Origin of the sequence: Sulfidibacter corallicola (assembly GCF_017498545.1) — a bacterium.
Classification (GTDB): Bacteria; Acidobacteriota; Holophagae; order Acanthopleuribacterales; family Acanthopleuribacteraceae; genus Sulfidibacter; species Sulfidibacter corallicola.
The window spans coordinates 9,719,443-9,743,886 of record NZ_CP071793.1 but is presented as its reverse complement, the minus strand read 5'-3'; the positions used below and the strand labels follow the sequence as shown (position 1 = coordinate 9,743,886).

The following is a 24,444-nucleotide window of genomic DNA, read 5'->3' as shown; positions in this document are numbered from 1 at the left end:
TGTGGCTTTTCGTCAGCAGGAGCAGTGTCCCTGGAAGACGCTTACGAAATCCAGAACGCTTACCGCACCGGCGAGATCGGTGCTCGAGGATCGTAGCCAATCCGGCTGCGGGACCAGGTAGCAGGAGGTCTCGACGGGAAAGGCCTCGTGGCCGTGGGTTCCCCGGCTCTGGTCGCGGTAGGTACCCGCCAGGTTGCCCGCGTCGTCGGTCACGCCGGCGTCCCTTGGCTCCACCGCGCTGGAGACCTCGCCCGCTTGGAAAGCCAGGTCCCAGCGCGTCAGGCTGTCACCCTTGATGACGTTGGCTTCGACGACGTAGGGTTCCGCACCCATGAAACGCAGCCAGGAGCTGCCGCCGACCAGGGTGTTGCGGTGAATGAACGCCTTGTAGTGCTCGCCTTGGTCTGACGTGCCGTTGGCCCGTCGGAAATCGAGGTGCGGGCCCACTGTGGATCATGGCCCGAGGATGTCGGGTTGGCCGGGAACCCAGCGAATCGAACATGCGTGAAAGGCGCGTGGTCACATGAAGAGTCCTTCGCGGCCTGGCTCAGGGTCGCCTTGCCTGCATCCGTCGTTGCGCTGCCAGAGTTAGGTAATGGGTCTCACCCATGTGTTGCGTAAGCGCGCGATGGGCCGCGCGCATCAGCTCTTCGCCCTCTGCTTCGTTGCCCTGTTCGAACAGAATGAGACCTTTGACCGAGGAAAGCACCTGGTGGGATTCGTGTTCCGCCGGCAGCGAGGCCAAGGCCACGGCAGCCTGGTCCACCAGGGGCCAGGCTTCGTCGGGTCGTCCGGTCGCCGTCAAAACCTGGGCCAGTTCCAGGAGGACCTCGGCGACCAGCGGGTGCCTGTCTCCCAAGCGCTCGCGCCTTTGCTGCAGTGCCTGGTGCAACAGGGCCTGAGCTTGCGCGTTTTCCTCCTCTTTTCGCAGGAGGCGGGCTCGCAAAAACCAAATGCCGGCCTGGGGACTGTCGTGTTGTAACTTGCCCACCTCGGCTTCGGCCTTCTCGAGATGGGCTCGGGCCGCGTCCAAGCGGTCGCCCAGGAAATAGAGCCTGGCAAGCGCCATGTGTTCCGAAGCCAAATTCGGGCGGTTTTCCGGCTCCACCGCTTCGTAGGACTCGAGTACCTGGCGATAGTATCGTTCCGATCGATCCAGGTTTCCTTCGCGCCTCGCCAGGTGCCCCAAAAACAAGAGGGTTAGGTTGACCTTGCGGTGTCGGGGGCCAAGCTTTTCTTGGAGAATCTCCAAGGCTTTGTGCAGTAGGGGTTTGGCACCTGCGTAGTCGCCGGTGTCCACGAGCAGGGTGCCCAGGTTGCCTGACAACGCCCCTGCCTGGGTATGGTCTTCGCCCAAGGAATCGATACTTTTGGCAAGTGCTTCGCGGAACAGGGATTCGGCACCGACGAAATCGCCGCGGTAATGAAGGACCTTGGCCAAATTGTTGATCGCAGTGGGAACATAGGGGTGATCTTCGCCCATTTGGGTGCGGATCAAACGGAGCGCTTCGCGGTAGAGGGTTTGGGCTTCGGCATGATTGCCCTTGTCGCGCAACAACCCTGCGAGGTTGCTTTGGTAGATCGCCACGTAGAGATGCTCTTCTCCCAGGGTTTCTTTGGTATTGGCCAAAGCGCGGCGGTAGAGCGGCTCGGCGGCATCGAAATCACCGCGGTCCTGAAGGATGCTTGCCAGGTTGTTGAGCATCGTCGTCACGACCCTGTGGTTCTCTCCCATGACTTGCATCTTGATGCCGAGCGCCTTGCGGAGCAGCGGTTCGGCTTCCTTGAAGTCGTTTTTCGATGAGTACACCTGGGCCAGGGCCTCGATCGAGTCCGCCACGGCGGGATGTTTTTCACCGAGCCGGGCGATCTTGATTTCGAGGGCGCGTCGCAACATGGCTTCCGCGGCCGCCAGGTCGTCCCTGTCCAGCATCAAGTAGGCGAGGCTATCGAGGCATAGCGCCACCTGGGGGTGATCTGCACCAAGCACCCGCCGGCGAATGTCCAGCGCTTGTTTCAAGAGCGTTTCACTCGCCTCGTAGTCGCCCGTGAAGCGGTGCAGGATCGCGAGATGGTTGAGGACATTGGCGGTAACGGGATGGTCTTCGCCCAACAGGTCGCGGGCCAGGGCCTGGGCCTCTCTCAGATGTTCGGCGGCGGGGTCGGATTCTCCCTTGAGGCGGGCCAGCAATCCCCGTCGCAGCAAGCAATTGACCAGGTGCGGATGTCGCTCGCCAAAGATCTGACGATAGATCTCTTCCGACTGGTTCATATAGGCTTCGGCCTGATCGTACTGATCCATTTCCGTGTAGATCATGCTCAGGTCGGCCAGTGTTTCGGCCACTTGGGAATGCTGCTCGCCGTAGAGTTCCTGGCGCAAGGTCAGCAGTTGTTTTTGTTGCTCGATGGCCTGTTCGTAGTGGCCCAGTTCCAACTGCAATTCGGCGCGGTCGCTGAGGAGCAGCGACCGTTCCGCCACCGGCAGCAGGTCGATGTTGGCGGCGGCCTCGGCGAAGGCCTCCTTGGCATCTTGGTATTGGCCACGCAGGAACCACATTTTGCCGCGACTGTGATCCAGTCGGGTTTGGTTCAGGAGGTCGTCTGCCGGGAGGCCTTCGGTTTCGACGATCGCCAATTGTCGCTGGGCCGCGTCGTAATCACCGGCGCTTTGAAGGGTGCTGATCAGCTCCAATCGAGAAAGGAACGCTTGGTCGGGATCGCCTTTGTCGACAGCTTCGGTCAGCAAGTCGCGCGATGGCTCGTAATGGCCCAGTGAACGATAGACGCGAGCCATGGTCGTCATCAGCAATACCTGAACCCGAGGGTCGTCGGCCAGGCCCGTTCCAATCTGGCGGCGCCCGTTTTCCATGACTTCCAGCGCGCTGACCTCTCGGTTGCGGGCCAAGTCGGGATCCACCTGTTCGAACATCGAGACGAGAAACTGGGTCATGCGTTCGGAGGTCTCGAGCCGGCTTTCGGCCAAGTCGCGTTGCCGGGCGGTTTGTGCGCTTTGGTGTCGGGCATAAATCGCAAAATAGGAGAGGAAAAAGACCAAACCGAAGGCCACCCCCACCGGCCAAGGATGGCGTCGCAAAAATTTGCGCAGGCGATAGCGGTTCGTGGCCGGGCGCGCCCTGATGGGCAGGCCGAGAAGGAAAAGTCGCAGGTCCGAGGCCAAGGCCTCAACGCTGGAGTAACGGCGGTCCGGGTCGCGCTCCAAGGCCTTGAGCGTGATGATATCCAGGTCGCCGCGCAGTTGTTGGGTAAACTTGCCGGTGGTTCCACCTGATTGCCCGCGCAGCTTACTGGGCCGAACGATATGTGCCTCGTTGATGATTCGGTATATTTCGAACGGATCGGCCGATTCGAGGTGGTAGGGAAGCGCCCCTGTCAATAATTCGTAGAGGACCACTCCCAGGCTGTAGACGTCGGATGCAGCACTGAGTCGTTTGCTGCTGATCTGTTCTGGCGAGGCGTATTGAGGCGTCAACCTCGTTTCGAGTTGGCCCGTGATCATGGCCTGTTCGCCGGTATCCGGGTCGAGGGTCGCCGCAATGCCGAAGTCCAGGAGTTTGGGGTTGCCATTGGGTTGGATGATGATGTTGCCGGGTTTTACATCGCGGTGGATGACCATTTGTTGATGGGCATGGCTCATGGCGTCGCAAATCTTTAGGAACAGGGCCAACCGTTCCTTCAGGCCGGGTTGGTTTTGCCGCAGCCAGACATCGAGCGTTTCACCCTGGACGTACTCCATGGCCAACCAGGGTTGACCGTTGGGCAGGACGCCGGCGTCCATGAGATGGGCGATTCCGGCGTGTTTGAGGCCGGAAAGGATGTGACATTCTCTTTGGAAGCGGGATCTCGACTGCGGATTCCAGGAAGAAAGGGTTTTCAAGGCCACTTTCAGGTCGGGGAACTCATCCCTGACGGCCAGGTAAACCGAACCCATGCCGCCTTCGCCCAGCTTGTCGATGATGCGAAAGGGACCGCAGAGCGAGTCCAAAGCGAGCTCCGTCGTTTCTCTTGTGGCCGATCTCGGAGAAAAACCGGCATCGGGCGTGACCAACGCCTGTCGCATTTGCTGGTGCGGCGCGGCTGAATCTTTCGTTTCGGCTTGGGGAAGGCCTGTTTGCCCCGACGGACTTTGCAGCGGGGCCGTTGGATATTCTTTCGCGGCCAGCTTCTCCAGGCTGTGCCCCAAGGCCCGGGGATTCTCCGCATTGAGGCGGTGGAAGAGCGCTTCATTCCTCTGCTGTCGTGTGGGTTCGGGAGCGTTTGGAAAAGAGCCGTCGGAGGATGGATGGTTCATGAGCCCTCGAGGAATGCTTGAATCATTCAATGACAGAGAATTTTGATTAACCAATAATTAATGACGGAAACACGAGAGTCAAGTGGTGGAGATCGAACCGGACCGATTGCAGGACCAGGTTCATGGCCGTTGACAGCGGGTGCGACCGGTCCCATTTCCGCCGGCGGCATGTTGTTTTGGTTTCGGGCGAACCAACCGAAACCTCGGAACGGCGATGCGGATTCGCAAAAAATGGGGAATCAAGCCTCAGTCCATTGAGAGGTGACGGTGATGCCGATGCCGAGGGCGACGATGCCCGCGCCGATCCAGGTCACGGTGCCATAGTGCTCGCCGAGGAGGAGGGTGGCGGCGATGAGGCCGACGGCGGCCGCGACGTATCCGATTTGGCTCAGCAACACGGGCCCGCCCCGTTGCTGCAACCGGAAGAAGACGGGAAAGGTGGCGCCGGCCACGGCCATCTGCGCCAGGGCGGCCAGGGGAGACGAGGCCAGTTCCGCCAAGGGAAGCGATGCGTTGAAAGCCAGGGAGAGTGTGGCGAAGACCACAACCGCGAAGGCGTGGCTCCAGAAGGCCAGGACGTCGGGCTGGGCGCCGTCCGGCCAGTCCCAGGTGCGGTAGATGTTGCCGCAGGCCAGCAGAAGCGGCACGAGCAGGGCGGCGACCAACCAAAGTGTGGGGGGCGCACCCGCGGCGGAGCCGCGCGTCAGGCTCACCGTCGCCGCACCAATCAATCCGAACGCGATGCCCCACAGCCCCATTCGGTCTGGCCGTTCCAAGCCGCACAGAACCGCCAACGTCAGCGTGAACACGGGCGAGAGGGCGAACATGAGGCCCGTATAGCCTGCGCCGGTTTTCGGAATGACGCTGAACAGCAGCAGGTTGGGGATCACGAACGACACGAGGCCCGAAATGACGATGTAACGCACCATTCGGAGGTTGGGCATCGTCAGGCGGCGCTGGACCGACAGGATGGGAAGCAACACGCCGGATGCGCCCAGAGACACGAGCATCGCCCAGACGAGGGGCGAGATGCCCGCTTCACCGGCGATTTTCCCCAGCGGGAAGTTGAAACCGATCAGGGTGCCCGTGGTGAGGAGGAGGACCGCGGGGTTCCCCGCCGCGCTGAATCGAGTGGGACCTGTTCGTTGCAGGGTGAGGGTCGACATCGTGGGGAACTCCTTTTCTTGGCTGCAATCGGATTGGGAACGATGGGCGGCTCGGCATGGATGGTTTGGTTGTGGTGGGTTATGTGTCTTGTTTCGAGATGCGGTCGGATGCGCCGCGCCACGTCGAAGGCGTTTTGGCGTTCACGGGAACGCTTGCTGTGGAAAGGCGCCGGCAAAGGCGATCTCTTGGACCGGAAGTCGTTGGCTGGGTCGTTCCCGGGCGCGCAGTGGCTCGGGCAAGACCGAAGGATCCGCGGGTTTTCCGATGGCCACCGCTATCTCGATACGATAGTGGTCGGGCACCGCGAGATCGGTCTGTGATCGGGCGAAGTCGATGCCGCCCATCGCATGGGCCTGATAACCAAGTGACGTCGCCTGAAGGGCGAGTTGGGCCCAGGCCGCGCCGGCATCGAAGCTGTTCGTTCGGGACCTCTTGGGCTCCCGTCGACCATTTCCCGGCATGACGGTATCCGAGAGGACGAACACCAGGGCGGAGGCGTGGCGGGCCCAGCCCACATTGAAGGTATCCAGCAACGACAGGTACTGCTGCCAGTGCGCATCGCCCCGGATCGAGTACAGAAACCGCCAGGGCTGGACGTTGTAGGCCGAGGGCGCCCAGCGGGCCGCTTCGAGCATGGTGAAGAGATCCCGCGGGGGGATTGGCTCGGGAGAGAAGGCGCGCGGCGACCAGCGATCGAGGAAGATGGGTGCAATGGGGTGATCCGGGGTACGGGTGGTCATCATGATGGGCTCCTTTACACGGCGTGTGATTCGGTATATCTTTGGGTGGGATATTTGAAAGACAGATAATTCGATATCGAAATACTCGATGTCGGATAATCTAGGTTGGTGCTTTTCATGAGTCAAGCTAAAAAACCGAAATCTTCACATCGGGCGCCTTCCGGTGCCCCCATGGCGTCCATCCTCGCGCAGTGGCGTCGCGAGCGACCCGACATCGATCCGACCCCGATGGCGGTGTGCGGCGAGGTTTGGCGTGCCGGTGAGCGCTTGCGTCTCGGCGTGCAGGCCAACCTGGCCGGTTGCGGGCTGGACCTCGCCGGATTCGACGTAATCCTGACCCTTCGCCGCCAGGGTCCTGGCCGATCTCTATCCCCCTCGGCATTGGCCAAGGAGATCATGCTGTCCACCTCGGCGATGACCAACCGACTCGATCGTTTGGAGAAGCGGGGATTGATCCAGCGCACCTCGGACCCAGACGATCGCCGCGGCCTCAAGATCGTGCTGACGGAAGAAGGCTTCGCGCTCGCGGAGGAGTTGGTCGTTTCCCACGTGGACACGGAAGAGCGCATGCTTTCCGAGTTGACCGAGGAGGAGCGGGACCAGCTCCGCACCTTGCTTGCCAAGATTGGGTGATGTTCGGCACTCCGGCTCAGGCCCTTCGAACGGTTGGCCGGGCACGCCGAAGGAAAGGGGCTCGAAGTGCCCGTGCGTGTGTAAGTGGCGGAAGGCCTGTAGGTGGAGCAGCTTGCTCCACCAATCGAAGCAACCCATGCAACTACAGTAAATTACACCAAAGAGCGAAGCGCAGAGTCTCCCTCACGACCCCAATTCGAAGTCGAAAAGCCCAAAGTCCCCGCATCGTGAGAGGGGCGTAAGGCTGGTAGGTTGGCCCGCTGGGCCGACGCTTCGAAGCAACCCGAGCAACAACAACCAATTACGCAAAAAAGCGAAGCCGATCACCCCCCCTGGCTGCACGCCACCGAGGCCGAAAAGCCAAAAGTCCCCGCATCGCGAGAGGGGCGTAAGGTCAGGAGGTGGAGCTACTATTAAGACAACCCGCATTGCTCAAGTAGTTTGATTTAAACAATGTATATCAGAAGGAAATTTGGGAGAAATCCTATTTTGCGACCTATATGCGACATTGGGGCTGAAAATTGAAAACGGGTCCGGTTTTACAGAACGCCGGCTGGTTTTACCTTTTGTTTACATGGAGAGCCGGTTTCCAAGGAAACAACGTCACCAACCTGATTCCCATCCAGTCAAAACCCGCTTCACTCATTTTGATATATGAGGGTAACATTTGTGGAAGTGCGGCCTTTCTCTGTACGAAATCCGGCCTTCCTTCTCAAACTGAGAGATCTAGCCCAAGCTAGGCGACAACTGTCCTGACACATAGGGTCCAGGCCCCGGCACAGACTCGGCAGTTGCTGACGCAAACCCCGAAGGCCACTTGTGAGACGGCGACAGGTCGTCCGCCACTTGCCCTCGGGTCCCTCGGCGAGTTCGCGACTTTCACGAGCCAGCGCGCGTTCTCGCTTGACTTCGATCCACAGTCGCGGCTGGTCGACCAAACGCTGTCGCACCACCTGATTGGCACTCCGGTAGGCTTCGAACCAATCCCGCCACTTGCGGCTGCTGAGCCGATGCTTGGCCGTCGCTTCGATGACTTGGATCGCGTGCGCGGGATTGGTTTGGGCCAACGGCGCGATCACCCGAACGGCCACCCAGGGGGAAAGCCGTCTCTGCATCACTGCCGTGCGGCCTTCCTCGGGGACCTCCGAGACCAACCGCAACCGGCTCCGCACCCAGCTCTGGCTACGGCCGGTGTGCTGCGCAATCGCTTCCGGAGTCAGGCCCCGTTCTTCGTGGAGATTGAGCAGGGTCAGGTCTTCTTCGAGTGCATCCCAGCAGCGGCCACTCATCCGCATCAGCAGGGACAACAGCCCTTGGGTTGGGTCTCCTGGCCAGATTTCGCACTGCACCGTGTCACGGCGCAGTTTGTCGCGTGCAGCCACCCGGTCGGTAGCCGTCCCGCAACACCAGCTTGCCGTCGGCATCCTGAGCCACCGAGACCGGGACAAGTTGGCCTCGGCGATCAAGATCACGGGCAAGCGCATCGGTGATTGCCCCATCGAAAATCCGGTGGCGAGCGAAGGGCCGCTGCAGTTGATGGGGTTCCAATTCGCGGTGAAGGGGTTTGGTGGCAGTCATGGGTGCCAGGCTAAACCTTGCGGTCAGGAATGGGCACCAGTCCTCATTGACACCGTATAAGTGGCCCACGTGGACCCGTATAAGGTGTTCACCTTCAGTGGGTTGGCGCTTTAACGCGTCCTCGGCGACACATGATTTTTCCCTATGCTGTCCCAGAACCTGAATATTCACAGTGATTTGCGGCGTTGACACGTCCTCACTGCGAGCGTGGCGGGGCTCTGGGCCTGCTCCGGTTCGCATGCGGGGCTTGGCGGCTGGCGACAGCACCGCCGGTGCGCGTTTCCGGCGTTGGCGGCGGCGCCAATAGTCGGGGTTTCGAGCCCGCCACACAGGTTGGCTTTCGCGATCATTGGAGCGGTAGTCAGGATCAGACTTCCGTTTTTCTTTTTGCCAGTATGATTTGCGTTGTCGTTGACATTCAGACTTGCTGCAGAAGCGTTGATTGGGGTTTTGGGGACGTCGATGGAAGTAGCAACGACATCCACGGCACCGTTGTTTGGCCATGCCTGAGCTCCCGTGTTTCGGTAAGCTGGCATTTTCATATGTTCGATCTATTTGTGCCGGTGCCGGGTCCGCCTTTGAGCACCCTACTCAACAGACGAACCCAGGGTCCTTTACCAAGCAATTCCCGGGTTCGTTCGGGGGAGCGTCAACAGGAAATTCTAGGAACCCTCGATTCAGGCATTTGAGCAACATCGAAAGGTACATTCGACGAATGTACTAACCTGAAATCTTGTTTCTGCTTTTCTCTCGACTACTTTTCTTATTCCTTCGAGGGATGACCAGATTCACTCGGCGAGTGGGGTATGCTCGTTTATTCGTTGGGTGGCCTGATAGGGCCCATTTCCACTGAAAAGATACCGTTACTGAGCTTGTCTTTTCCACTCTCCCCGCCACCGTCCGGAGAGTATACTACCTTGATGATGCCGGCATCCCAGTTATCCACGAAGTCGCCGCTGTACGTTATCACGTTGTCCACGAGCTCGGGTTTCACGTCTAAAAGTACGGCGACCACACAATCCACCTTATCCTGTTCATGATAGTCCAGAGCGGCCTGGAGGACAGTGTGCTCGCGAATCCGGGCAAATTCCTCAGGCGTATATAAGGACAGATTCACCCTATGATGGGGGATGGTTACCCACACCCTCTTCACCACCCGATGAAACCTCTCGTCCTTCCAAGTAAATGAGGGCGGAAAGGCAATCCGTCGCTCTTTGGACCATCGATTCGTTTCATTCCTGATCTCACGCAACGGGGTATAGGGGACCGCGGCGGAAGTGTCCGGCTTTTTATCAATGTTTCGAGAAAAAAATATCCCCAAAACGAGCAAAAAAAACAAACCCAACCAGATCCATTTCATCTTAACTTCTGTCCTTTAGTCCGTATTTCTTAATGACCAAAATAAATAATTACCTTATGGCTTCACCCAGCCTGTCCAGGCATGTGCCCCTTGGCGCTTTCCCTGCAACAATACTACGGAGTTTTCGGCAGGGGCAAGGATTGTTAAAGCCTTAATTCCCGTCACTTCCTGGGGGCCGGCAGCGATCCGCCACATTTTTGGCCCATTGGCCCATTGCCGTTCTCAACAGCTCGATGCCCAGCCGGCCTAGGCGTTTTTCGTGGCGATAAAATGGAATCACATTGGCAAATTTCACGGTGATCACGTCGGCCAACAAGCCTGGCCCCGCCAAGCTCTTGGGGATCATGCCCCTCCGAAGCGCTGCCCAAGCACGAATACTGGCAAAGGCACATGGCGCGGCAAGACGAATCCGGCCTCACTCAGCGCGCCTATTGTGAGCGGGTTAGGCTGAAGCTCCCCACCTTCCGCTACTGGAAGTGACGATTGGCTGAATCCCGGGAATCCGATGCCAAACTCCGTTTCGTCCCTATCGAGGAGCCCGACGATCCCGATGTGACCCCGCTTCCGAAAGCGCCAGCATCGGAGGTCTCGATCAAAATCCACATAGGTCACTTGATCTTGGAAGTCCCCATCGAGATCAGCCCGATTCGGTTGAGACAGTTGGTGGTCACCCTTCGAGTAAGAGGGATTCATGTGGCGGATTGAAAAACACCCCCGTATCTACCTCGCCCTGGGTGCGACGGATATGCGCAATTATGCTGAGTTGGCCATTATGTGGATCGAGCAGGGGGCTTCGATCTAAAATGCTGTATATAATATAGTTATTCGGAACTGGTAAGGGTGAGTCAGTTGCTGTAACCGGTAGAGGTTATTGACGATCGCTTTGCCTGTCAGCTCCGCCCTCACCGCTTCCAATCCTCTCCGCCATACCAGCCCAAATCCAGACAGCGCTTTCAATTGGCCGATCAACCCCTCCACCAAAGGTCGCATCCGCCGCGCTTGGCGGTAGAGTTTGCTTTCCCACGCTTCCTCGCCTGCAATCTTCTTTCCCTTGGCACCGCTGAACGAATTCGTTTGTACGCCTTGCTGCACCAGCCACTGCTGGTTCGGTTTGGAAGCATATCCGTCGTCTGCGCTACAGGTCGCAGTGGCCTAGTTCTTGAGAATACTTGAGGATGCGGCAACCTCTTGCACCGTGACCCTTTTTTGGAAAAGGCCAAAAAGAAAATGCCTCACCCGATTGCCCAACTTTCTCTCAGAATTTGGGAATGAAACCACAGATTCGATACCAGCCTGTGAATGTAGTGGGCGTTTACCCGCTATCAAGTATTGTGACGGCACGCGGTGAGTAAAAAGTAAGCGCTTAATCCGTCGCGGGTAGGCACTGTGAAGCGGGATTGAGATAGTGAGGCATCTCGAAACGGAGGTGTTCCCATGCATAATCTATCTGAAGCTCGTGCCCAGAAACGAGAGCTGTGGCAGGCGCGCATTGAAGACTGGCAGGCGTCTGGATTAAATCAGTCGGCCTACTGTCGTCAACAGGGCTTGGCGCTGCCGCAATGTCAATATTGGAAGCGACGCATTTATGAAACCGAGCCTCGTCGCGGACTTCGGCTCGTCCCCATCAAAATGGAAAAAGAATCCAGCGCCGCCTCGGAGAGCCGAGAACCCATCCGCCTCCACGCTCACGGCTACATCCTTGATATCGGGTCGGGCAGCGATGTCACTCTCTTGGCCGCGATTTTGGACGTCCTGGGAGGTCGATAATGTGGCATGTACGCACTGACGCTCGCGTGTTTCTGGCTCTGGATGCCGCCGATATGCGCAAAGCGATCAACGGGCTTGCCCTGTTGGTCGAGCAGGAACTCGGGGGACAGCTCTTTTCCGGTGATCTATTCGTGTTCAGCAACCGCAGTCGCACGCTCGTGAAGATTCTCTACTGGTCGCCCTCTGGTTTTTGCCTGTGGATGAAACGGCTGGAAGCTCAACGGTTTCGTTGGCCCGCCAACGAACTCGAGGTCCTTCAAATCGGCCAGCGCGAACTCACCTGGCTGCTGGAGGGTTTGGATATCCACCAGGCCCACGAAACCTTGCAGTATACGACATGCACCTAATCCGCAGATCAAGGCCTTGGATCGCCAACGTAGCCTTCTGGTTTTTAGTAGGTTGTGCTAGGCTAAGGATCATGAACAACGCCGCCGTATCGCTCGCAGAACAAAACGAAGCACTCCAGCAGGCGCTCGCCCGCAAGGACGCGCAAATCGCGGCGTTGGACCAGCATATCGGACTTCTGGAAGAGCAGCTAAGGTTGTAAAGGCCAAGGCGTTTGGGCCCAAGAGCGAACGCATGAGCCAGTTGGTCGGCCAGCAGGCGTTGTTCGACCTGGATGCGCTTGAAGCTGACGAGAAGCCCGCCGACGCCGAGTCTGCCTCGGATGATGATGTGCGCGAGACGATCACCTACAAGCGTCGCAAAAAGCGCGGGCCACAACCCTTCCCGGACCACCTGCCGCGGGAAATTCACAAGCACGAACTCCCCCCGGAAGACCGGCAGTGCACCTGCTGCGGCGAAGAAATGACCGTGATCGGCAAGGATGTCACGTGCGAGCTGGAGTACGAGCCTGCGGTCGCCAAAGTCGTCGAACACCATCACTACAGCTACGGCTGTGCGCCTTGCAAGCAGGCCGACGAGGTCCTGGAGGCTCCGATCAGGTCTGCGCCGCGCGCGCCGCGCCTGATTCGCGGCAGTATGGCAGGACCCGGTCTGCTGGCCTTCGTGATCGCCTCCAAATTCGTGGACGGCCTGCCGTTCTACCGGGTGGAACGTCTCATGGGTCGGTTGGGTGTGAAGCTGGGACGAGCAACCATGTGTAACTGGGCACGCCATGTAGGCAACCGCTTGGAACGGATGTGGGAACTGCTACTTGCCCAGGCAAGGCAGCACACCTGGCTCCAGATGGATGAAACCACGGTTCAAGTCCTCAACGAACCCGGCAAAGAGAACACCACGAAGTCGTTCATGTGGGTGATTCGCGGTGGACCACCGGATACACTCATCGTTTTGTTTCATTATGATCCAAGTCGATCGGGCTCAGTGGCGGCCCGATTGCTGGAGGGATTTCAAGGCACGGTCCAAACCGATGGCTATGCCGGCTACGACTTTTTGGGTCGCGCACCTGGGGTGGTGCATGCCGGCGACTGGGACCATGTTCGCCGCAAGTTCGCAGACGTCCGCAAAGCCTTGGGACGAAAAGGCAAAGACGGAAAAACAGGCAAAGCGGATGAAGCCCTGAAGCTCATTGGCGAGATGTACGAACTCGAACGCAAGGCCAGGGAGAAGGGCTACTCGGCCACAGAGCTGTTGGTCATGCGCGATCAAAAGTTGCGACCGAAGATTGGCGCGTTCAAAGCTTGGTTGGATCATTTAGCAGGCCGCGTCCCACCCAAGAGCCTCCTGGGAAAGGCGATTCATTATGCGCTGGGTCAATGGCACAAACTGGACCTGTTCTTGGACCGCGCGGAGGTCCCCATGAGCACGGCTTTGGTAGAAAACGCCATTCGTCCCTACGTGATTGGCCGAAAAGCGTGGCTGTTCAGCGGCAGCCCGGAAGGGGCTCAGGCGAGCGCGCGGATATATAGCATCGTTGAGACGGCAAAATTAAATGGTTGGGAGCCGTACGCCTATTTAAAGCAATTGTTCGAGCGCCTGCCTACCGCCGAAACCGACGCAGAAATCGCACGCCTCTTGCCAACATGCGCTCCAGAACCCAACACGAGCCCTGCAGAGCCCGACGCGACGCAATAAGCGCTTACGTTGTTCGCGGTGCTGTCGCCCTCAGCTCCGACAAGTCGGCGTTTTCGAGTCCGTGTTTAATGAACCGCTTCGAAATGCCTTTCTCAGTCTTTGCCTGGATGCCCCAGGCAATTCGGTTCTTGAGCCACTGGTGCCGGTGCGAATGTGGCCGCTCTTTAAATACGGCCATGTATGCTGCTTTTAGTTCCGGGCCGGTCATTTCTTCGAGCTTTTCAATCTGCTCTTTAAGGTCAGGCATTCTAAATATCTCTCCTTATTTTGTTTAACGTTTTTTTTGGTAGGACCATGGAGCCTTATTTATCAACGTGCAGCAAGTCTTTTCTGGGGTTTACAAACCTGCGACAAGGCATCCGGTTGGCTTTGCGCGGGTGCTAGGCTGGCTTGATGCGCGATGCACGCTTCGCCTCGATCCTCACTAGGCAAAATGCCAAGGCGGTACCTCAAATAGCCACGGATAAGAATTTCGCCAACTTCGGCCTTGATTTCGTCCGGGGTCATCGCGTCGGAATATTTCTGCACAACCACCTCCAAGGGCTTGATCGCCCGCGTTTGATTCGGGCTGGTTGCTAAATACAGAATTCAGCAAGCAATCAGGCCAGGGAAATTCAAAAAGATCGAAGCCTTCAGAGAGTCTAGTGCCCAGGTGCTCTTCGGTGAAGCGAACGACCCACACTGATTAGGCCGATTTTTTTTGGGGGTGGGTTGGCTAGAGAAGCGATCTGATGGGTACCGACCGTTAGGGCTCTTATTCGAGTGAAAAAACCTCATAATGACTGTTTCTGGCTTGGAATCAAAAGCCCTCGAATTCAATGAGTCTTCGAAAATTTGATTCTGAGATGGCTTTGTAAGAGAATGATGGTGCTGAAAGCGTTTGCACAACTTACATCTAGTTCATCACGTCATTTAACGTGCGTTTTTCGGCGCACGGCAACCCACCAGAAATCCAGAGACGTGCCCTAGAGTGTACGATTGGAGCAGCGTACAAGTGTGATACCATGGCCAAAAGTCCTTTCGGGAGAAAGCACGTGAGTCTACGAGAAGAAATCGAAAAAGGTCGAGCAGAAATTAAAACTGATGACTACTCAATGTCAATAGGTGAGTGGTTAAACCTATATGAGAATGATGAAATCGATGTGCATCCTGAGTTCCAACGATTTTTCAGGTGGTCAAATGAGCAGAAGTCTCGCTTGATTGAATCTATTTTACTAGGTATTCCCCTTCCTCAAATCTTTGTTTCCCAAAGAAGCGATGGAGTCTGGGACGTTGTAGATGGGCTACAGAGACTGTCTACAATTTATGAATTTGCTGGAGTCTTAAGAGATGAAAATGGTGGCAAGGTTAAACCTTTAATACTAGGAGCGACCAAGTACCTTCCATCCCTCGAGAACAAGACATGGCAACAGGATGAGGATCAGGAACCTTTTAATGCGTTTTCCCAAACAGAGAGGCTTTTTATCAAAAGGGCAAAACTTCCTGTCAGTATAATTCTAAAAGAAAGCGACAAATCAAGTAAATACGAATTATTTCAAAGACTCAATACTGGAGGGAGCCCGTTGTCAGACCAGGAAGTCAGGAATTGTCTTTTGGTTCGTATGAATCCTGATTTATATCGAAACTTAAGAAAAATGGCTGACTATGATGACTTTAAAGACTGCACTAGTTTGACAGACAAGGCACTTGCAGAGCAATATGATTTAGAACTGGTATTGAGATTTGTCATTTTCAGGCAAATGGATATTGATGATTTTCGTGCCATTCGCGATGTTAGCGAATTCGTCACAGAGAAGATGATTGAACTTGCTCAAAGAGACGACTCGCTAAATATTATACAAGAGGAATATCGGGTCTTTTCGGACACTTTTTCTATCCTGAACAGTGCTACATCATCTGATTCGTTTCGGAGGTATAGCTCTGAGAAGGATAAATTTCTAGGTGGATTTTTGCTTTCAGGTTTTGAGTGTGTTGCTCTTGGCATTGGGTACAATATTGAAAATAAAAGCTTGGTTCAAGCCGATCAAATCGAAAGCAGAGTAAAAGAGGTCTGGGGAAATCAAATTTTCATCAAAAACACTGGCTCTGGTTACCGCGCCCCTCAACGGATGCCCAAAATTGTGCCACTAGGCAGAGAGGCGTTTAAAAGTGAAAATCCGCAGTAAAGAAGAGCTTATTAAAAAACTTGACACAAGTTATTCTTGGCGAAAAAAGGAGATGTCTTTTTTTTGTCAGCTTGTTCCCAAGAGCCACCCAAGTATCCATGGTTATTACCATGCAAGAGCAGCAGTTTTATGTTTCTACGCCCACTGGGAAGGATATGTAAAAGATGGCTCTCGTTATTTTTTAACATACCTAACGAATAAGTCACTGAGGATTGCCAAGGTCTCGGAAGAAATAAAAACGGCACACATCCTACATATATTAAAAAATACTTCGATTAACCTAGAACAAAGGGCTCATTTGATCAACCAAGACCTTAGCACTTCGTCGCAGTGCAAGTTCTCTCTTAGCCCAGATATCATTGACACTAAATCAAACTTATCCTTTGAAGTTCTCCAAGATATTTCATGCGTAATCGGTGTTGACCCTAACGCTTTAGAGACCAAGAGAATTTTTATTAACGAAGTTCTGCTTGGGAACAGAAACAAAATCGCCCATGGAGAAAGAATAGACATGAATCCAGACTACCTTGATGAAATATACCAAAATACCAAAATGTGCTTAAACAGCTTTGATAATTTAATTCGCAACGCAATAGCAACAGACAGCTTTCTATCACCCTAGCTCACATACTACACGGACCTACTTAACTAACCATCTCTATTAAACACAACAAAAATAGATACCCTAGTGATCAATTAGCCATTTTACAAAAAAATGATTATCTGAATTACGCCTCCAAAATCTCAACCGTTTTTTTTGAGACTCCAATTTAACGACCGAGTATTCGAAACGTCACCGCAACCGCCCGCACGACCATTTACCACCAGGAGTGACCGAACAAAAAACTCCGTCAAAGAATTTAGACAAACGTATCGCGAGAGGCTTTGACCATTAATTTGAGCTTCCTGACAGACCCTCCCGAAACAATGGCGATGACTAGCTGTTGCACCCCGAGACTGGCGGATATCCAGGCTGGCTCTGATCAAAATAATCGTAAACCCACCATTGACCACGTCTCCGCGAGACGAGGTCGTCGATGGTAAGGTAGCGGAACTGGACGCGGCGATCGGATTTGCTTAGATGAGGTCGCAGTGTTCGCGTTGATTGGCAAACTCTATGGGAAGCTGGAAGCCACGGCAGTTGCGAATCCGCAACACGGTCTCTCGGATATAGCCTTTGGGGTTGACCCCGCATATCGCGCACGAAACGCAAATGGTGTACAGAATCGCTGTCACACGCGCAACCTCTTTCGAGCGGTTGAACATGAAGTTCTTTCTACCCAGTACGATCTGGCGTAGGGCGTTTTCGGCGGGATTGTTATCCAGCGGCAATTCCGGATCATCCAGAAATGCCGTCAGCCCGTTCCAGTTGTCGTTCATGTAGGCCAGGGCCTGGCCCATTTTGGATTTCGGCAGGCAGGTCTGGCTTTTTCGCCACGCATCGATGGCTTTGATGATGGGTTCGCAAAGACGCCGACGTTGCTTGGCCGTCTGAAGGGCTCCAGCGCGAAACGCGCGATCCAGGCGGTATAGATCGGCAACCAGATCCAAGAAGATCTCGACAGCCGGGTAGTATTCGCGGATGTCATAAAAGCGCCGGCGTGTATGCGCGCAGCACTGTACACGCAGGAGTTCGTTTTCGAAAACCAATGCGTTGTACCCCGCATAATCATCGGCGACCAGAGCCCCGGCGGCACCGCCCATGACGCGCCGTGGCACCTCGCCGGAGCGCGTGTCCTCGACCGTGAAAAACGCGTGGTTCTGATTGCGGAACAGCCAGACGTATTGGGTCTTGTTGTCGACCCCTTCGATGATCCGCCATCGCGTTTCGTCTGCATGCCTCAAGAATCCTGACTCGATGTCGCGACGAATCGCCTCATAGACGTCGCTCAGCACGTCGGCGACATGCCGCGACTGGTTCCACATGGTACTGGTCGCTATGGCGAACCCATCGCGGGCAAAAGCCCGAGCGAGTCGCTCGAACGGCATGTGATCATGATATTTGCGGACGCAGATCTCGGCGGCAAGGTCGATTCCGTATGGACCCTTGTCGACCAGGGTGGTGCGGCCCGGCGCGGTGAGGATGGTGCCGCAAGGCCCGCTGTACTTCCAGCGGCGCACTCGGCGAACGATGAATTGGGCGGGTTTGTAATCGAGCTGATAGGTCACTTCGGCCTGACCCATGGGTTTCAAGGGTTGCGCACATCCGCAAGGGCAAGGGCTGTCGGCAGGTGCCTCTGCGGGATGGTCGCAAGGGCTGCTGGACAGCGTGTAATCTTCGGTTTCGACAGGGAGCTCGTCGCTGTGTTTACGGCGACCGGAATTTGGGGGCTTTTTGCGCGACCTTTTGGAAGGCGACTTAGCTTTGGGCGAAGGGTCGGCACTATCGGAATGGGGATGGGGCTCGGCGGAACGGCCGTACAGCTTATCCTTCAGGATTTCGTTCTCATGTTCCCGCGCCACCAACCACTCGGCGACCTCTTCCAGAAGACCGGTTTCCCCGTCGTAGCCGGTGGCCTTGGCCAACTTCTTTTGCAGGCGAACCACCTCGGATTCGAGGCTGCGCACCACTTTCTTGGCGAGTTCGGGTTGTTTGGCGACAAAGTCGAGAACGTCCTCTTTGATCATGAGGCAATACTACCGCATGATCGAATTCATTAAAATAGGTAAATCATGCAATATCCATTAATTCACATTTTTTCAATATCTCAAACTCCGGCGGCGTCAATGGCAACTTCCCTTTGAGTTCTGCTCCCTCGATTAACAATCTCAACTCCATCGTCGAGAGTCGCTGCGGCTGATCGGGATCCCAAAGATTCGTGAACTGTCCCGTTTCCAGACGCTTGTAGAGAAGACACAGCCCGGTTCCATCGTATAATGTTGAGCTCAACATTATATGACGGCACCGGATTCTGGCTGTGCTACAGGCGTCCTTCGCGTGGGAAACTGAAATGGTGGCCGGTTGAAGGTGGCGGGCAGGTTTCGGCGCGCGATCTCCAGGTGTTGCTCTACCACGGCGATCCCCGGCCGGCCGGCTATGCGCCGGAATGGCGCCGGGTCCAGCAACCGAGCGTTTCGAGCTGAGCGGCGGGCAGGCGCCAGGGGAGCCAGTCCTCGGGTGCCGTGGCGACGGCATTGCGGTTCTCTACCAAAGCGGTCATGCACGAGATGGGATCGCGGCCGACAGCGACACAGGAACCGGCGAGGGTCATGAGCGTCCCGGCCCGATAGGCACTGACTTCGTTGTGGTAGAACAGGGAGTTTTTGCGAATGACGACGGCACACTTGAGGGCCCGCTCGACGGCGTTGGAATCCAGCGGCACACCGGGGACGTTCAGGAGACGCGTAAGCGACTCCTTGCGCTTGAGGATGTAGATCGCAGCCTTACCCAAGCCATTGGCAGGCTCCACCCTCCGCTCCGACAGGAGCGTTGTCAGATAGGCGAACAGGGTGTTCATCGGGACCGTGCTGTAGGCTTGATGGTGGTGCAGGCGTGCCTGATCGTCCATGCTTTGAACGCGAGCCTCTTCCTCGACGCGGTACACCTCGGCGATCCATGCGAGGATCTTGCGGCAGGGACCCGGAAAGGAGGTTGGCCCGCTGGGCCGACCAATCGAAGCAAGCCAAGCAACAACAATAACTTACGAAAAAGAGCGAAGCCAGTCACCCCCCTGGCCGCGCGCCAACGAAGCCGTAAAGCCCACAGTTCCCGCATCGGGAGAGGGGCGTTGGGCAGAGCCGGTAAGGCCTGCCGACCTAGCATAGGCGGCGAGCCCGCCTACTCAACCAGTCGAAGCGATCGAAAGGTCCTGCGTCATAAAAAAGGGCGCGGATTGACCGCGCCCCGAAGTGAATTCAAACGCCGAATCAGGGAATGAAGGTGCCGTAGAACCGAATGTTTTGAATCTTGGCGTCGCGCCAGTGTTCGACCACCGCCTGCTGGACGTGGACCTCGCCGCCATCACGGTGGTGCCACTTCATGGCGCATTCGTAGATGACCAGCCCATTGCCGTCCCCATCGTCGCGCACCAGCTTGTTGAAGACCTCGATCCCGTCGTAGCGGGTTACGCCGGCCAGGTACTCCTTTTCGGCCGCGGCCAAGGCGTCCCGTCCCGTGCGACTGGGGTTCCCGTTCTCTTGGGCGACCACGTCGTGGGCGTAGAAGTCCTCGATGCCTTCGGCAAATTTGCCTTGCTTCAAGTAATCGATCAATTGCTCGTGCAGTTGGGCGATGTCGCGAACTTGGGTCTCTTGGGTCTGTACTGTCATGATCCTCTCCTAAAATGTGATATGCGCTTCGGGATGCGTCCCTGACGGTGCAGGAACGCGGCCCGGGTTGGTGGTCGATCAGGCCCTTCGTGGGTCCGAGTCGCGCCGATCAGTTGCCCGAAAGGGTGGGGTAGCCCTCTACGTAAATCCAATCCGTGGCCTTTGCCGGGATGTGGCAGCCGAGGCAATCGCTTTTGTAATTGGTGGATTGGTTTCCCTTCTTGCCTGGCTGAAACAGGGCCCAACCCCAGCCGTCGCCCCAGCTCGCGTTGCCAGGAAAACGGTTCTTCCCGTCCTTGACCATCACGAACCACTGCTTCAGCGTATCGTTGGCCCATTCCGGATGGCCGGTGGTCATGGGTTTGCCGGAGTTGGCCCGCAATTCCTTGACGATGACGGCACCGTCGGGAAAGGTGCCCGTCTTGCGGTAGTGGGCCACGGCTTCGGGTTGGGTGTAGACGTCGTGAAAACCCGAGGCGTCACCTTCGGGAACGAACCAGCTTCCCAGATGGGCGAAATCCTTGCGGAAATCCCGAGGCAGTGAGATTTCGCCTCGGTCGGTCACCCAGGTGTCGTAGGTTCGATCGGATAGATCGGCATGGGGCGCCATGGCCGTCATGGTCAGGATGACCGTGGCCAGAAGAATCGATCTCATGTGTATCTCCCAAAAAATTTGGTGAAGTTCCTTCGCCTCGCGTCCGTTGAGCAAGGGAGATACCAGTGTGATAGAGCGTATGTAACCCGTTTTAACGAAGTTGGTTAGGTTATTTCTTCAGCGTTTGTTGACCAGGTTGGCTGCCGGATCCGCGATATAGCGCGGCGGGCCCGTTTTATTTCACGGCGGGGTCTTGAAAGGCACATTCACCTACTTGGCGATTTCGGCTGGGATACCCACGCACCGAGTTCTGGGGTAAGTCCTCGAGCGGAGTGGTCGCTAACCCGAGCCCCTGACCGTACCCAGTGGATCCACACCTGAAATCGCCGATCACCGGGCCAGGCGGATTCCGGGAAGGGTTCCAAAAGACGTCATCCCGGTACTTTTTCCTCCGCAGGATTGGCGCGTGTCGCGTGCCGCCTATCCGGCAGGACTGCGACGAGCCGTGAGAAAACGCGGCACCAGCCCCAAGACCAGCACCATGCCCACGGAGACCAGAACCAGGCCCGAGACCTCGATCACATTGGGGATCTCACCGAGGACGGGAATCGCCAACAGCAGGGCGATGGCGGGGACCAAGGCCCCGAACACGGAACCGCGACTGACGCCCAGGATCGAAACCGCCTTGTTGTAACACACCAACGCCACGATGGCGGACAACACGCCTTGAAACACGCCTTGGGCCATCACTTCCTCGATGGGGGCCCGACCCAGGTTGCCCAAGCCCAGCCCGAAATAAAAGGGCAGGTAGATCACCATCGAAATCACACTGACCAGCGCCGTTGCATGCAGGGGCTTGAGTCCACAGGCTTTGAAGGTGACGGTATAGGTTGCCCAACACATGCCGCAGACCATGAAGATCAGGTCGCCGAGCCACATCGAGGGCTCCCCGCTGGTCAATCCGCGAAGCCCGACCATGACCACGCCCAGCAGGATGGCCAACCACCCGAGAATGCGGACACGGGTGGGGCGGTCGCCCATCAGAAGCCAGGCCGCGAGGCTGGAAAAGGTCAACATGCAACTCGGCGTGATGACGCCGAAATGACCGGCCGGCGCCAGACCGAGCCCCCAGACGCAGGCCAGGACGTAGGGCGCGCCGGCACCACAGACCATGGCCGCCAGGTGGATGGGTGCCACGCCTGGCGACTTGTGGCGCCACAAGTAGGGAACCAAAAGCAGGCCGGAAATCCCGAAGCGGAGGGCGGCAATGTCATAGGCGTTGAGAACCCGAGCGATGGAAAAGCCGGAAAGTACCGGCCAGGCGCCCCAAATGGCGGCGGTCGTCAAGCCGAAAGCCACGCCGGCCGCCACCCGTGGTTGATGATCTGATTGGTCCACCGACTCCTCCCGAAGGCGTGCTACACTTCTTGTAGCGGCTATGCTACATTAAATGTAGCAATGGGTAAAGGAGGAAAACATGGCGATTCCCACACCGGGGCGTCCGGTGCGCGGATCCCGTTCCGGCGCGCCGATCATGGCGTTGTTCGACTTGCTGGGTCGCCGCTGGGGCATGGGCATTCTCTGGAGGCTGAGCGAAGGGCCCTGTACCTTTCGGGAACTGCAAACCCGCTGTGAAACCATTTCCCCGACGATTTTGAACCGAAGGTTGAAGGAGTTGCGGGAGGCCTTGCTGATCGAGCGGTGCGCCGATGGGTACAAGCTGACGGACCTGGGTGCGGAGCTGTACGGATTGCTGGTCCCGTTGGGAAGTTACGCGCGAACTTGGGCGGCATGCCTGCGCGCCGAAACGGACGAAGCCTGAACCCTCTTCATGATTCCGCGAACCGCCGTTTCGATGTCGCTTGCCTGCTTGCGGGCGGTTTTGGGGCGATGCTTCCTCAATGACCGGGACGGGAGATTCCCAGTTTCTTGATCTTGGAGCGCAGCGTGCTGGGATTCATGCCCAAAATGCTCGCCCCGCCGTCGGAGCCCTCGACCTGCCAATCGACGCGATTCAGCACCGACACGATGTGGTTCCGAACCACCGCATCCAAGGTCGACGCCTTCTCGGGGGCCTCCCGAATCGGCACCGCGATCTGCAGCGACGGGCCTGGCGAGAGAATCGCCGAGCGGTGAACCAGGTTTTCCAGCTCGCGGATGTTCCCGGGCCAGGAGGCGTTTCGCAGCATGTGCAGCGACGTCTCGTCGATACCCGTGAATTCCTTGCCCAGGCTGCGGGCGAAACGCCGGAGAAAGAAGTGCGCCAGTGGCTCGATGTCTTCCATCCGCTCCCGGAGCGGAGGAATGTGCAGCGGGAAGACCTCGAGCCGATAGAACAGATCGTCCCGGAAACCGCCTTCGCGAACCATGGCCGCCAAATCGCGGTTGGTGGCCGCGATCAGGCGTACGTCGACCTTGATCGACTTGCTGCCACCCACCCGTTCGAACTCTTTTTCCTGGAGCACGCGCAGGAGCTTGGCCTGGGCCGCCAGGCTCAGTTCTCCGATTTCGTCCAGGAACAGCGTGCCCTGATCCGCCAGCTCGAAGCGGCCCTTGCGCTGGCCCTGGGCGTGGGTGAAGGCGCCTTTCTCGTGGCCGAACAGCTCGTCCTCGATCAGTTCCTGGGGGAGTGCGGCACAGTTGACCTTGATCAGCGGTTTGCCAGCCCGAGGACTGGCCTCGTGAATGGCTCGTGCGACCAATTCCTTGCCGGTACCGGTTTCACCGGTGACCAGGACCGTCACGTCGGTGCCCGACACGAGGCGAATGCTGTCGAGCACCTTGCGAAAGGCGGGGCTCTCGCCGATCATGGTGTGCACGTCGTAGGAGGACGTGATCTCGTCGCGATAGTAATTAGCCGTGGACACGGCCCGCTGGCGCGCCTTGATCTCTTCTCTCAGCCGCTCGTTTTGGTGGCGCAGTTGGGCTTCCGTCTGGTTGCGTTCGATTTCGGAAGCGATGCGGGTACCGATCATTTCGAGTGTGTCCAGCAGCGCCGTTCGGTTGGGGAACGGCTGGGTGTCCATCAAGGCGAAATGACCCAGCGAGGTGCCCCGGCTGTCGGTCAGCGGCACGCCGACGTAGCTCTCGATGCCGGCCGCCTCGAGCTCGCGATCCTTGGGGAAGAGCTGCTGAACCAGGGACCCGTAGTAGACCGGGCTGCGGCCGACCACCGCCTCGCAGGCGGTATCCTTCAAGTCGTACACCCGGTTTTTCTGGGGCGCGCCGTTTTGCCAGAACGCGATGGTGCGCACGGATCGGGTATCGCCGAGGCATTCGGTGATGAAGGAAATACTGACCCCGAAGGCCCTGGCCAGCTTGCGGGTGACGTCGGTGAAGAACTCGGGACCGGCCGACCGGTTGAAAATGTCGATCAACAGGTCCAGGTACTCTTCGCGGTGTTTGCGGCCGTTCACATCGGTAAACATACAGAGCGTCCCGACCGATTCTTGGCCGGGAACGCGAAAGGCCGTGGCGGTGATGGAGACCCAAAAGGTTGAGCCGTCCACACGGGTCAATTGGCGTTCCTCCGGTTGCGGATCATCGGAAGGCTGGGCGACGTCGCGCAGGGCTGACGGCCATTGATCGCGGGGGAGAAGCGTGTCCAAAGTCGGGTGGTTGGCCAGGCTTTCGAAGGGCACGCCCAACATGTCGGCAAACCGTGGGTTGGCGAAGGCGATGCGGTGGGTCTCGTCGACCAGGACGATGCCCTCACCCAGTTTTCGGATCATCGCCTCCAGTCGGGATTTTTCCATTTCGAGCCGTTTCGTGTGGTGGCCCGGTTCCGCATCGTCGGGTGTTCGCCGCAACAGTGAGCTCCCTGG

At 57.2% G+C, this 24,444-nt stretch carries 26 protein-coding genes; 9 read left to right on the top strand and 17 right to left on the bottom strand.

Annotation, left to right across the window (positions count from 1 at the left end):
- Positions 1-12: 12 nt before the first annotated feature.
- The 4 genes from J3U87_RS29535 to J3U87_RS29520 all read right to left on the bottom strand — a co-directional run bounded on the left by J3U87_RS29535 (position 13) and on the right by J3U87_RS29520 (position 6,216).
- Positions 13-447: a hypothetical protein gene (locus J3U87_RS29535; protein WP_237379389.1), complete on the bottom strand. Its 435-nt coding sequence runs from the start codon at positions 445-447 to the stop codon at positions 13-15.
- A gap of 100 nt (positions 448-547) precedes the next feature.
- Entirely contained in the window at positions 548-4,003 is a 3,456-nt protein-coding gene (locus J3U87_RS29530; protein ID WP_237379388.1) for a serine/threonine-protein kinase, read from the bottom strand.
- A 545-nt stretch (positions 4,004-4,548) separates the two neighbouring features.
- Positions 4,549-5,475 carry a DMT family transporter gene (locus tag J3U87_RS29525; RefSeq protein WP_237379387.1) on the bottom strand — a complete coding sequence of 309 codons (927 nt, stop codon included), beginning with the start codon at positions 5,473-5,475 and terminating at the stop codon, positions 4,549-4,551.
- Positions 5,476-5,616: 141 nt separating this feature from the next.
- Positions 5,617-6,216, bottom strand: a complete 600-nt coding sequence (locus J3U87_RS29520) for a nitroreductase family protein (RefSeq protein ID WP_420038333.1) — start codon at positions 6,214-6,216, stop codon at positions 5,617-5,619.
- 171 nt (positions 6,217-6,387) lie between these two features.
- Here J3U87_RS29520 and J3U87_RS29515 point away from each other — a divergent pair, with 171 nt between their 5' ends.
- Positions 6,388-6,849: a MarR family winged helix-turn-helix transcriptional regulator gene (locus J3U87_RS29515; RefSeq protein WP_237379385.1), complete on the top strand. Its 462-nt coding sequence runs from the start codon at positions 6,388-6,390 to the stop codon at positions 6,847-6,849.
- A 638-nt stretch (positions 6,850-7,487) separates the two neighbouring features.
- Here the strand turns inward: J3U87_RS29515 and J3U87_RS29510 are convergent.
- From J3U87_RS29510 to J3U87_RS35430, 3 genes are all read right to left on the bottom strand, one after another.
- Positions 7,488-8,273, bottom strand: a complete 786-nt coding sequence (locus tag J3U87_RS29510) for a hypothetical protein (RefSeq protein WP_237379384.1) — start codon at positions 8,271-8,273, stop codon at positions 7,488-7,490.
- A gap of 968 nt (positions 8,274-9,241) precedes the next feature.
- On the bottom strand, positions 9,242-9,787 hold the full coding sequence (locus J3U87_RS29505; RefSeq protein WP_237379383.1) for a hypothetical protein: 546 nt from the start codon (positions 9,785-9,787) through the stop codon (positions 9,242-9,244).
- A gap of 151 nt (positions 9,788-9,938) precedes the next feature.
- A complete protein-coding gene (locus J3U87_RS35430; protein ID WP_420038232.1) occupies positions 9,939-10,133 on the bottom strand; it encodes an IS66 family transposase in 195 nt (64 codons plus the stop codon).
- Between J3U87_RS35430 and tnpA (J3U87_RS35425) the strand changes: the two genes are divergently transcribed.
- Positions 10,106-10,267 carry an IS66 family insertion sequence element accessory protein TnpA gene (tnpA, locus tag J3U87_RS35425; RefSeq protein ID WP_420038332.1) on the top strand — a complete coding sequence of 54 codons (162 nt, stop codon included), beginning with the start codon at positions 10,106-10,108 and terminating at the stop codon, positions 10,265-10,267. The two genes, J3U87_RS35430 and tnpA (J3U87_RS35425), sit on opposite strands and share 28 nt — an antisense overlap.
- Positions 10,268-10,585: 318 nt before the next feature.
- Here the strand turns inward: tnpA (J3U87_RS35425) and J3U87_RS29500 are convergent, their stop codons facing one another.
- Complete coding sequence (locus J3U87_RS29500) at positions 10,586-10,879, bottom strand: transposase (protein ID WP_237379382.1); 294 nt, start codon at positions 10,877-10,879, stop codon at positions 10,586-10,588.
- 342 nt (positions 10,880-11,221) lie between these two features.
- On the opposite strand from J3U87_RS29500, the gene tnpA (J3U87_RS29495) reads away from it, so the two are divergent.
- From tnpA (J3U87_RS29495) to tnpC (J3U87_RS29485), 4 genes are all read left to right on the top strand, one after another.
- On the top strand, positions 11,222-11,554 hold the full coding sequence (gene tnpA / locus J3U87_RS29495) for an IS66 family insertion sequence element accessory protein TnpA (protein WP_237379381.1): 333 nt from the start codon (positions 11,222-11,224) through the stop codon (positions 11,552-11,554).
- Positions 11,554-11,901, top strand: a complete 348-nt coding sequence (gene tnpB / locus J3U87_RS29490) for an IS66 family insertion sequence element accessory protein TnpB (protein WP_237379380.1) — start codon at positions 11,554-11,556, stop codon at positions 11,899-11,901. Before tnpA (J3U87_RS29495) ends, tnpB (J3U87_RS29490) begins: the two co-directional genes overlap by 1 nt.
- Before the next feature lie 71 nt (positions 11,902-11,972).
- A complete protein-coding gene (locus J3U87_RS35080; protein ID WP_272932396.1) occupies positions 11,973-12,101 on the top strand; it encodes a hypothetical protein in 129 nt (42 codons plus the stop codon).
- Between the two features lie 41 nt (positions 12,102-12,142).
- On the top strand, positions 12,143-13,591 hold the full coding sequence (gene tnpC, locus J3U87_RS29485) for an IS66 family transposase (protein ID WP_237379379.1): 1,449 nt from the start codon (positions 12,143-12,145) through the stop codon (positions 13,589-13,591).
- 4 nt (positions 13,592-13,595) lie between these two features.
- On the opposite strand, the gene J3U87_RS29480 is transcribed toward tnpC (J3U87_RS29485), so the two are convergent.
- Both J3U87_RS29480 and J3U87_RS29475 read right to left on the bottom strand, forming a co-directional pair.
- Positions 13,596-13,838, bottom strand: coding sequence for a DUF2924 domain-containing protein (locus J3U87_RS29480; RefSeq protein WP_237379378.1), 243 nt, complete (start codon positions 13,836-13,838; stop codon positions 13,596-13,598).
- Between the two features lie 62 nt (positions 13,839-13,900).
- Entirely contained in the window at positions 13,901-14,119 is a 219-nt protein-coding gene (locus J3U87_RS29475; protein ID WP_237379377.1) for a hypothetical protein, read from the bottom strand.
- Between the two features lie 506 nt (positions 14,120-14,625).
- Here J3U87_RS29475 and J3U87_RS29470 point away from each other — a divergent pair.
- Complete coding sequence (locus J3U87_RS29470) at positions 14,626-15,756, top strand: DUF262 domain-containing protein (RefSeq protein ID WP_237379376.1); 1,131 nt, start codon at positions 14,626-14,628, stop codon at positions 15,754-15,756.
- Complete coding sequence (locus J3U87_RS29465; protein ID WP_237379375.1) at positions 15,740-16,378, top strand: MAE_28990/MAE_18760 family HEPN-like nuclease; 639 nt, start codon at positions 15,740-15,742, stop codon at positions 16,376-16,378. Before J3U87_RS29470 ends, J3U87_RS29465 begins: the two co-directional genes overlap by 17 nt.
- Before the next feature lie 455 nt (positions 16,379-16,833).
- Here J3U87_RS29465 and tnpC (J3U87_RS29460) read toward each other — a convergent pair whose 3' ends face one another.
- The 6 genes from tnpC (J3U87_RS29460) to J3U87_RS29440 all read right to left on the bottom strand — a co-directional run bounded on the left by tnpC (J3U87_RS29460) (position 16,834) and on the right by J3U87_RS29440 (position 22,018).
- Positions 16,834-18,384 carry an IS66 family transposase gene (gene tnpC / locus J3U87_RS29460; RefSeq protein WP_237379374.1) on the bottom strand — a complete coding sequence of 517 codons (1,551 nt, stop codon included), beginning with the start codon at positions 18,382-18,384 and terminating at the stop codon, positions 16,834-16,836.
- A 43-nt stretch (positions 18,385-18,427) separates the two neighbouring features.
- Complete coding sequence (gene tnpB / locus J3U87_RS35420) at positions 18,428-18,649, bottom strand: IS66 family insertion sequence element accessory protein TnpB (RefSeq protein ID WP_420038231.1); 222 nt, start codon at positions 18,647-18,649, stop codon at positions 18,428-18,430.
- Between the two features lie 142 nt (positions 18,650-18,791).
- Entirely contained in the window at positions 18,792-19,322 is a 531-nt protein-coding gene (locus J3U87_RS29455; protein ID WP_272932526.1) for an IS66 family transposase, read from the bottom strand.
- Positions 19,323-19,623: 301 nt separating this feature from the next.
- On the bottom strand, positions 19,624-20,025 hold the full coding sequence (locus J3U87_RS29450) for a Cif family virulence factor (RefSeq protein WP_237379372.1): 402 nt from the start codon (positions 20,023-20,025) through the stop codon (positions 19,624-19,626).
- A 109-nt stretch (positions 20,026-20,134) separates the two neighbouring features.
- Positions 20,135-20,680 carry a cytochrome P460 family protein gene (locus J3U87_RS29445; protein ID WP_237379371.1) on the bottom strand — a complete coding sequence of 182 codons (546 nt, stop codon included), beginning with the start codon at positions 20,678-20,680 and terminating at the stop codon, positions 20,135-20,137.
- A gap of 420 nt (positions 20,681-21,100) precedes the next feature.
- Positions 21,101-22,018, bottom strand: coding sequence for a DMT family transporter (locus J3U87_RS29440; RefSeq protein ID WP_237379370.1), 918 nt, complete (start codon positions 22,016-22,018; stop codon positions 21,101-21,103).
- Between the two features lie 79 nt (positions 22,019-22,097).
- Here J3U87_RS29440 and J3U87_RS29435 point away from each other — a divergent pair, with 79 nt between their 5' ends.
- Positions 22,098-22,442 (top strand): winged helix-turn-helix transcriptional regulator, encoded by a 345-nt coding sequence (locus J3U87_RS29435; protein ID WP_237379369.1) that lies wholly within the window; start codon positions 22,098-22,100, stop codon positions 22,440-22,442.
- A 76-nt stretch (positions 22,443-22,518) separates the two neighbouring features.
- Here the strand turns inward: J3U87_RS29435 and J3U87_RS29430 are convergent, their stop codons facing one another.
- Complete coding sequence (locus J3U87_RS29430; RefSeq protein ID WP_237379368.1) at positions 22,519-24,429, bottom strand: sigma 54-interacting transcriptional regulator; 1,911 nt, start codon at positions 24,427-24,429, stop codon at positions 22,519-22,521.
- Between the last annotated feature and the right edge of the window lie 15 nt (positions 24,430-24,444).

What these genes read in the sequence shown, in the direction of transcription:
- tnpC (WP_237379374.1), bottom strand. Translation starts at nt 18,384, where the DNA reads ATGATCAAAGAGGACGTTCTCGACTTTGTCGCCAAACAACCCGAACTC.
- J3U87_RS29510 (WP_237379384.1), bottom strand. Translation starts at nt 8,273, where the DNA reads ATGCCGACGGCAAGCTGGTGTTGCGGGACGGCTACCGACCGGGTGGCT.
- J3U87_RS29520 (WP_420038333.1), bottom strand. Translation starts at nt 6,216, where the DNA reads ATGACCACCCGTACCCCGGATCACCCCATTGCACCCATCTTCCTCGAT.
- tnpA (WP_237379381.1), top strand. Translation starts at nt 11,222, where the DNA reads ATGCATAATCTATCTGAAGCTCGTGCCCAGAAACGAGAGCTGTGGCAG.
- J3U87_RS29435 (WP_237379369.1), top strand. Translation starts at nt 22,098, where the DNA reads ATGGCGATTCCCACACCGGGGCGTCCGGTGCGCGGATCCCGTTCCGGC.
- J3U87_RS35430 (WP_420038232.1), bottom strand. Translation starts at nt 10,133, where the DNA reads ATGATCCCCAAGAGCTTGGCGGGGCCAGGCTTGTTGGCCGACGTGATC.
- J3U87_RS29505 (WP_237379383.1), bottom strand. Translation starts at nt 9,787, where the DNA reads ATGAAATGGATCTGGTTGGGTTTGTTTTTTTTGCTCGTTTTGGGGATA.
- J3U87_RS29515 (WP_237379385.1), top strand. Translation starts at nt 6,388, where the DNA reads ATGGCGTCCATCCTCGCGCAGTGGCGTCGCGAGCGACCCGACATCGAT.
- J3U87_RS35080 (WP_272932396.1), top strand. Translation starts at nt 11,973, where the DNA reads ATGAACAACGCCGCCGTATCGCTCGCAGAACAAAACGAAGCACTCCAG.
- J3U87_RS29445 (WP_237379371.1), bottom strand. Translation starts at nt 20,680, where the DNA reads ATGAGATCGATTCTTCTGGCCACGGTCATCCTGACCATGACGGCCATG.
- J3U87_RS29480 (WP_237379378.1), bottom strand. Translation starts at nt 13,838, where the DNA reads ATGCCTGACCTTAAAGAGCAGATTGAAAAGCTCGAAGAAATGACCGGC.
- tnpB (WP_420038231.1), bottom strand. Translation starts at nt 18,649, where the DNA reads ATGTTGAGCTCAACATTATACGATGGAACCGGGCTGTGTCTTCTCTAC.
- J3U87_RS29525 (WP_237379387.1), bottom strand. Translation starts at nt 5,475, where the DNA reads ATGTCGACCCTCACCCTGCAACGAACAGGTCCCACTCGATTCAGCGCG.
- J3U87_RS29450 (WP_237379372.1), bottom strand. Translation starts at nt 20,025, where the DNA reads ATGACAGTACAGACCCAAGAGACCCAAGTTCGCGACATCGCCCAACTG.
- tnpB (WP_237379380.1), top strand. Translation starts at nt 11,554, where the DNA reads ATGTGGCATGTACGCACTGACGCTCGCGTGTTTCTGGCTCTGGATGCC.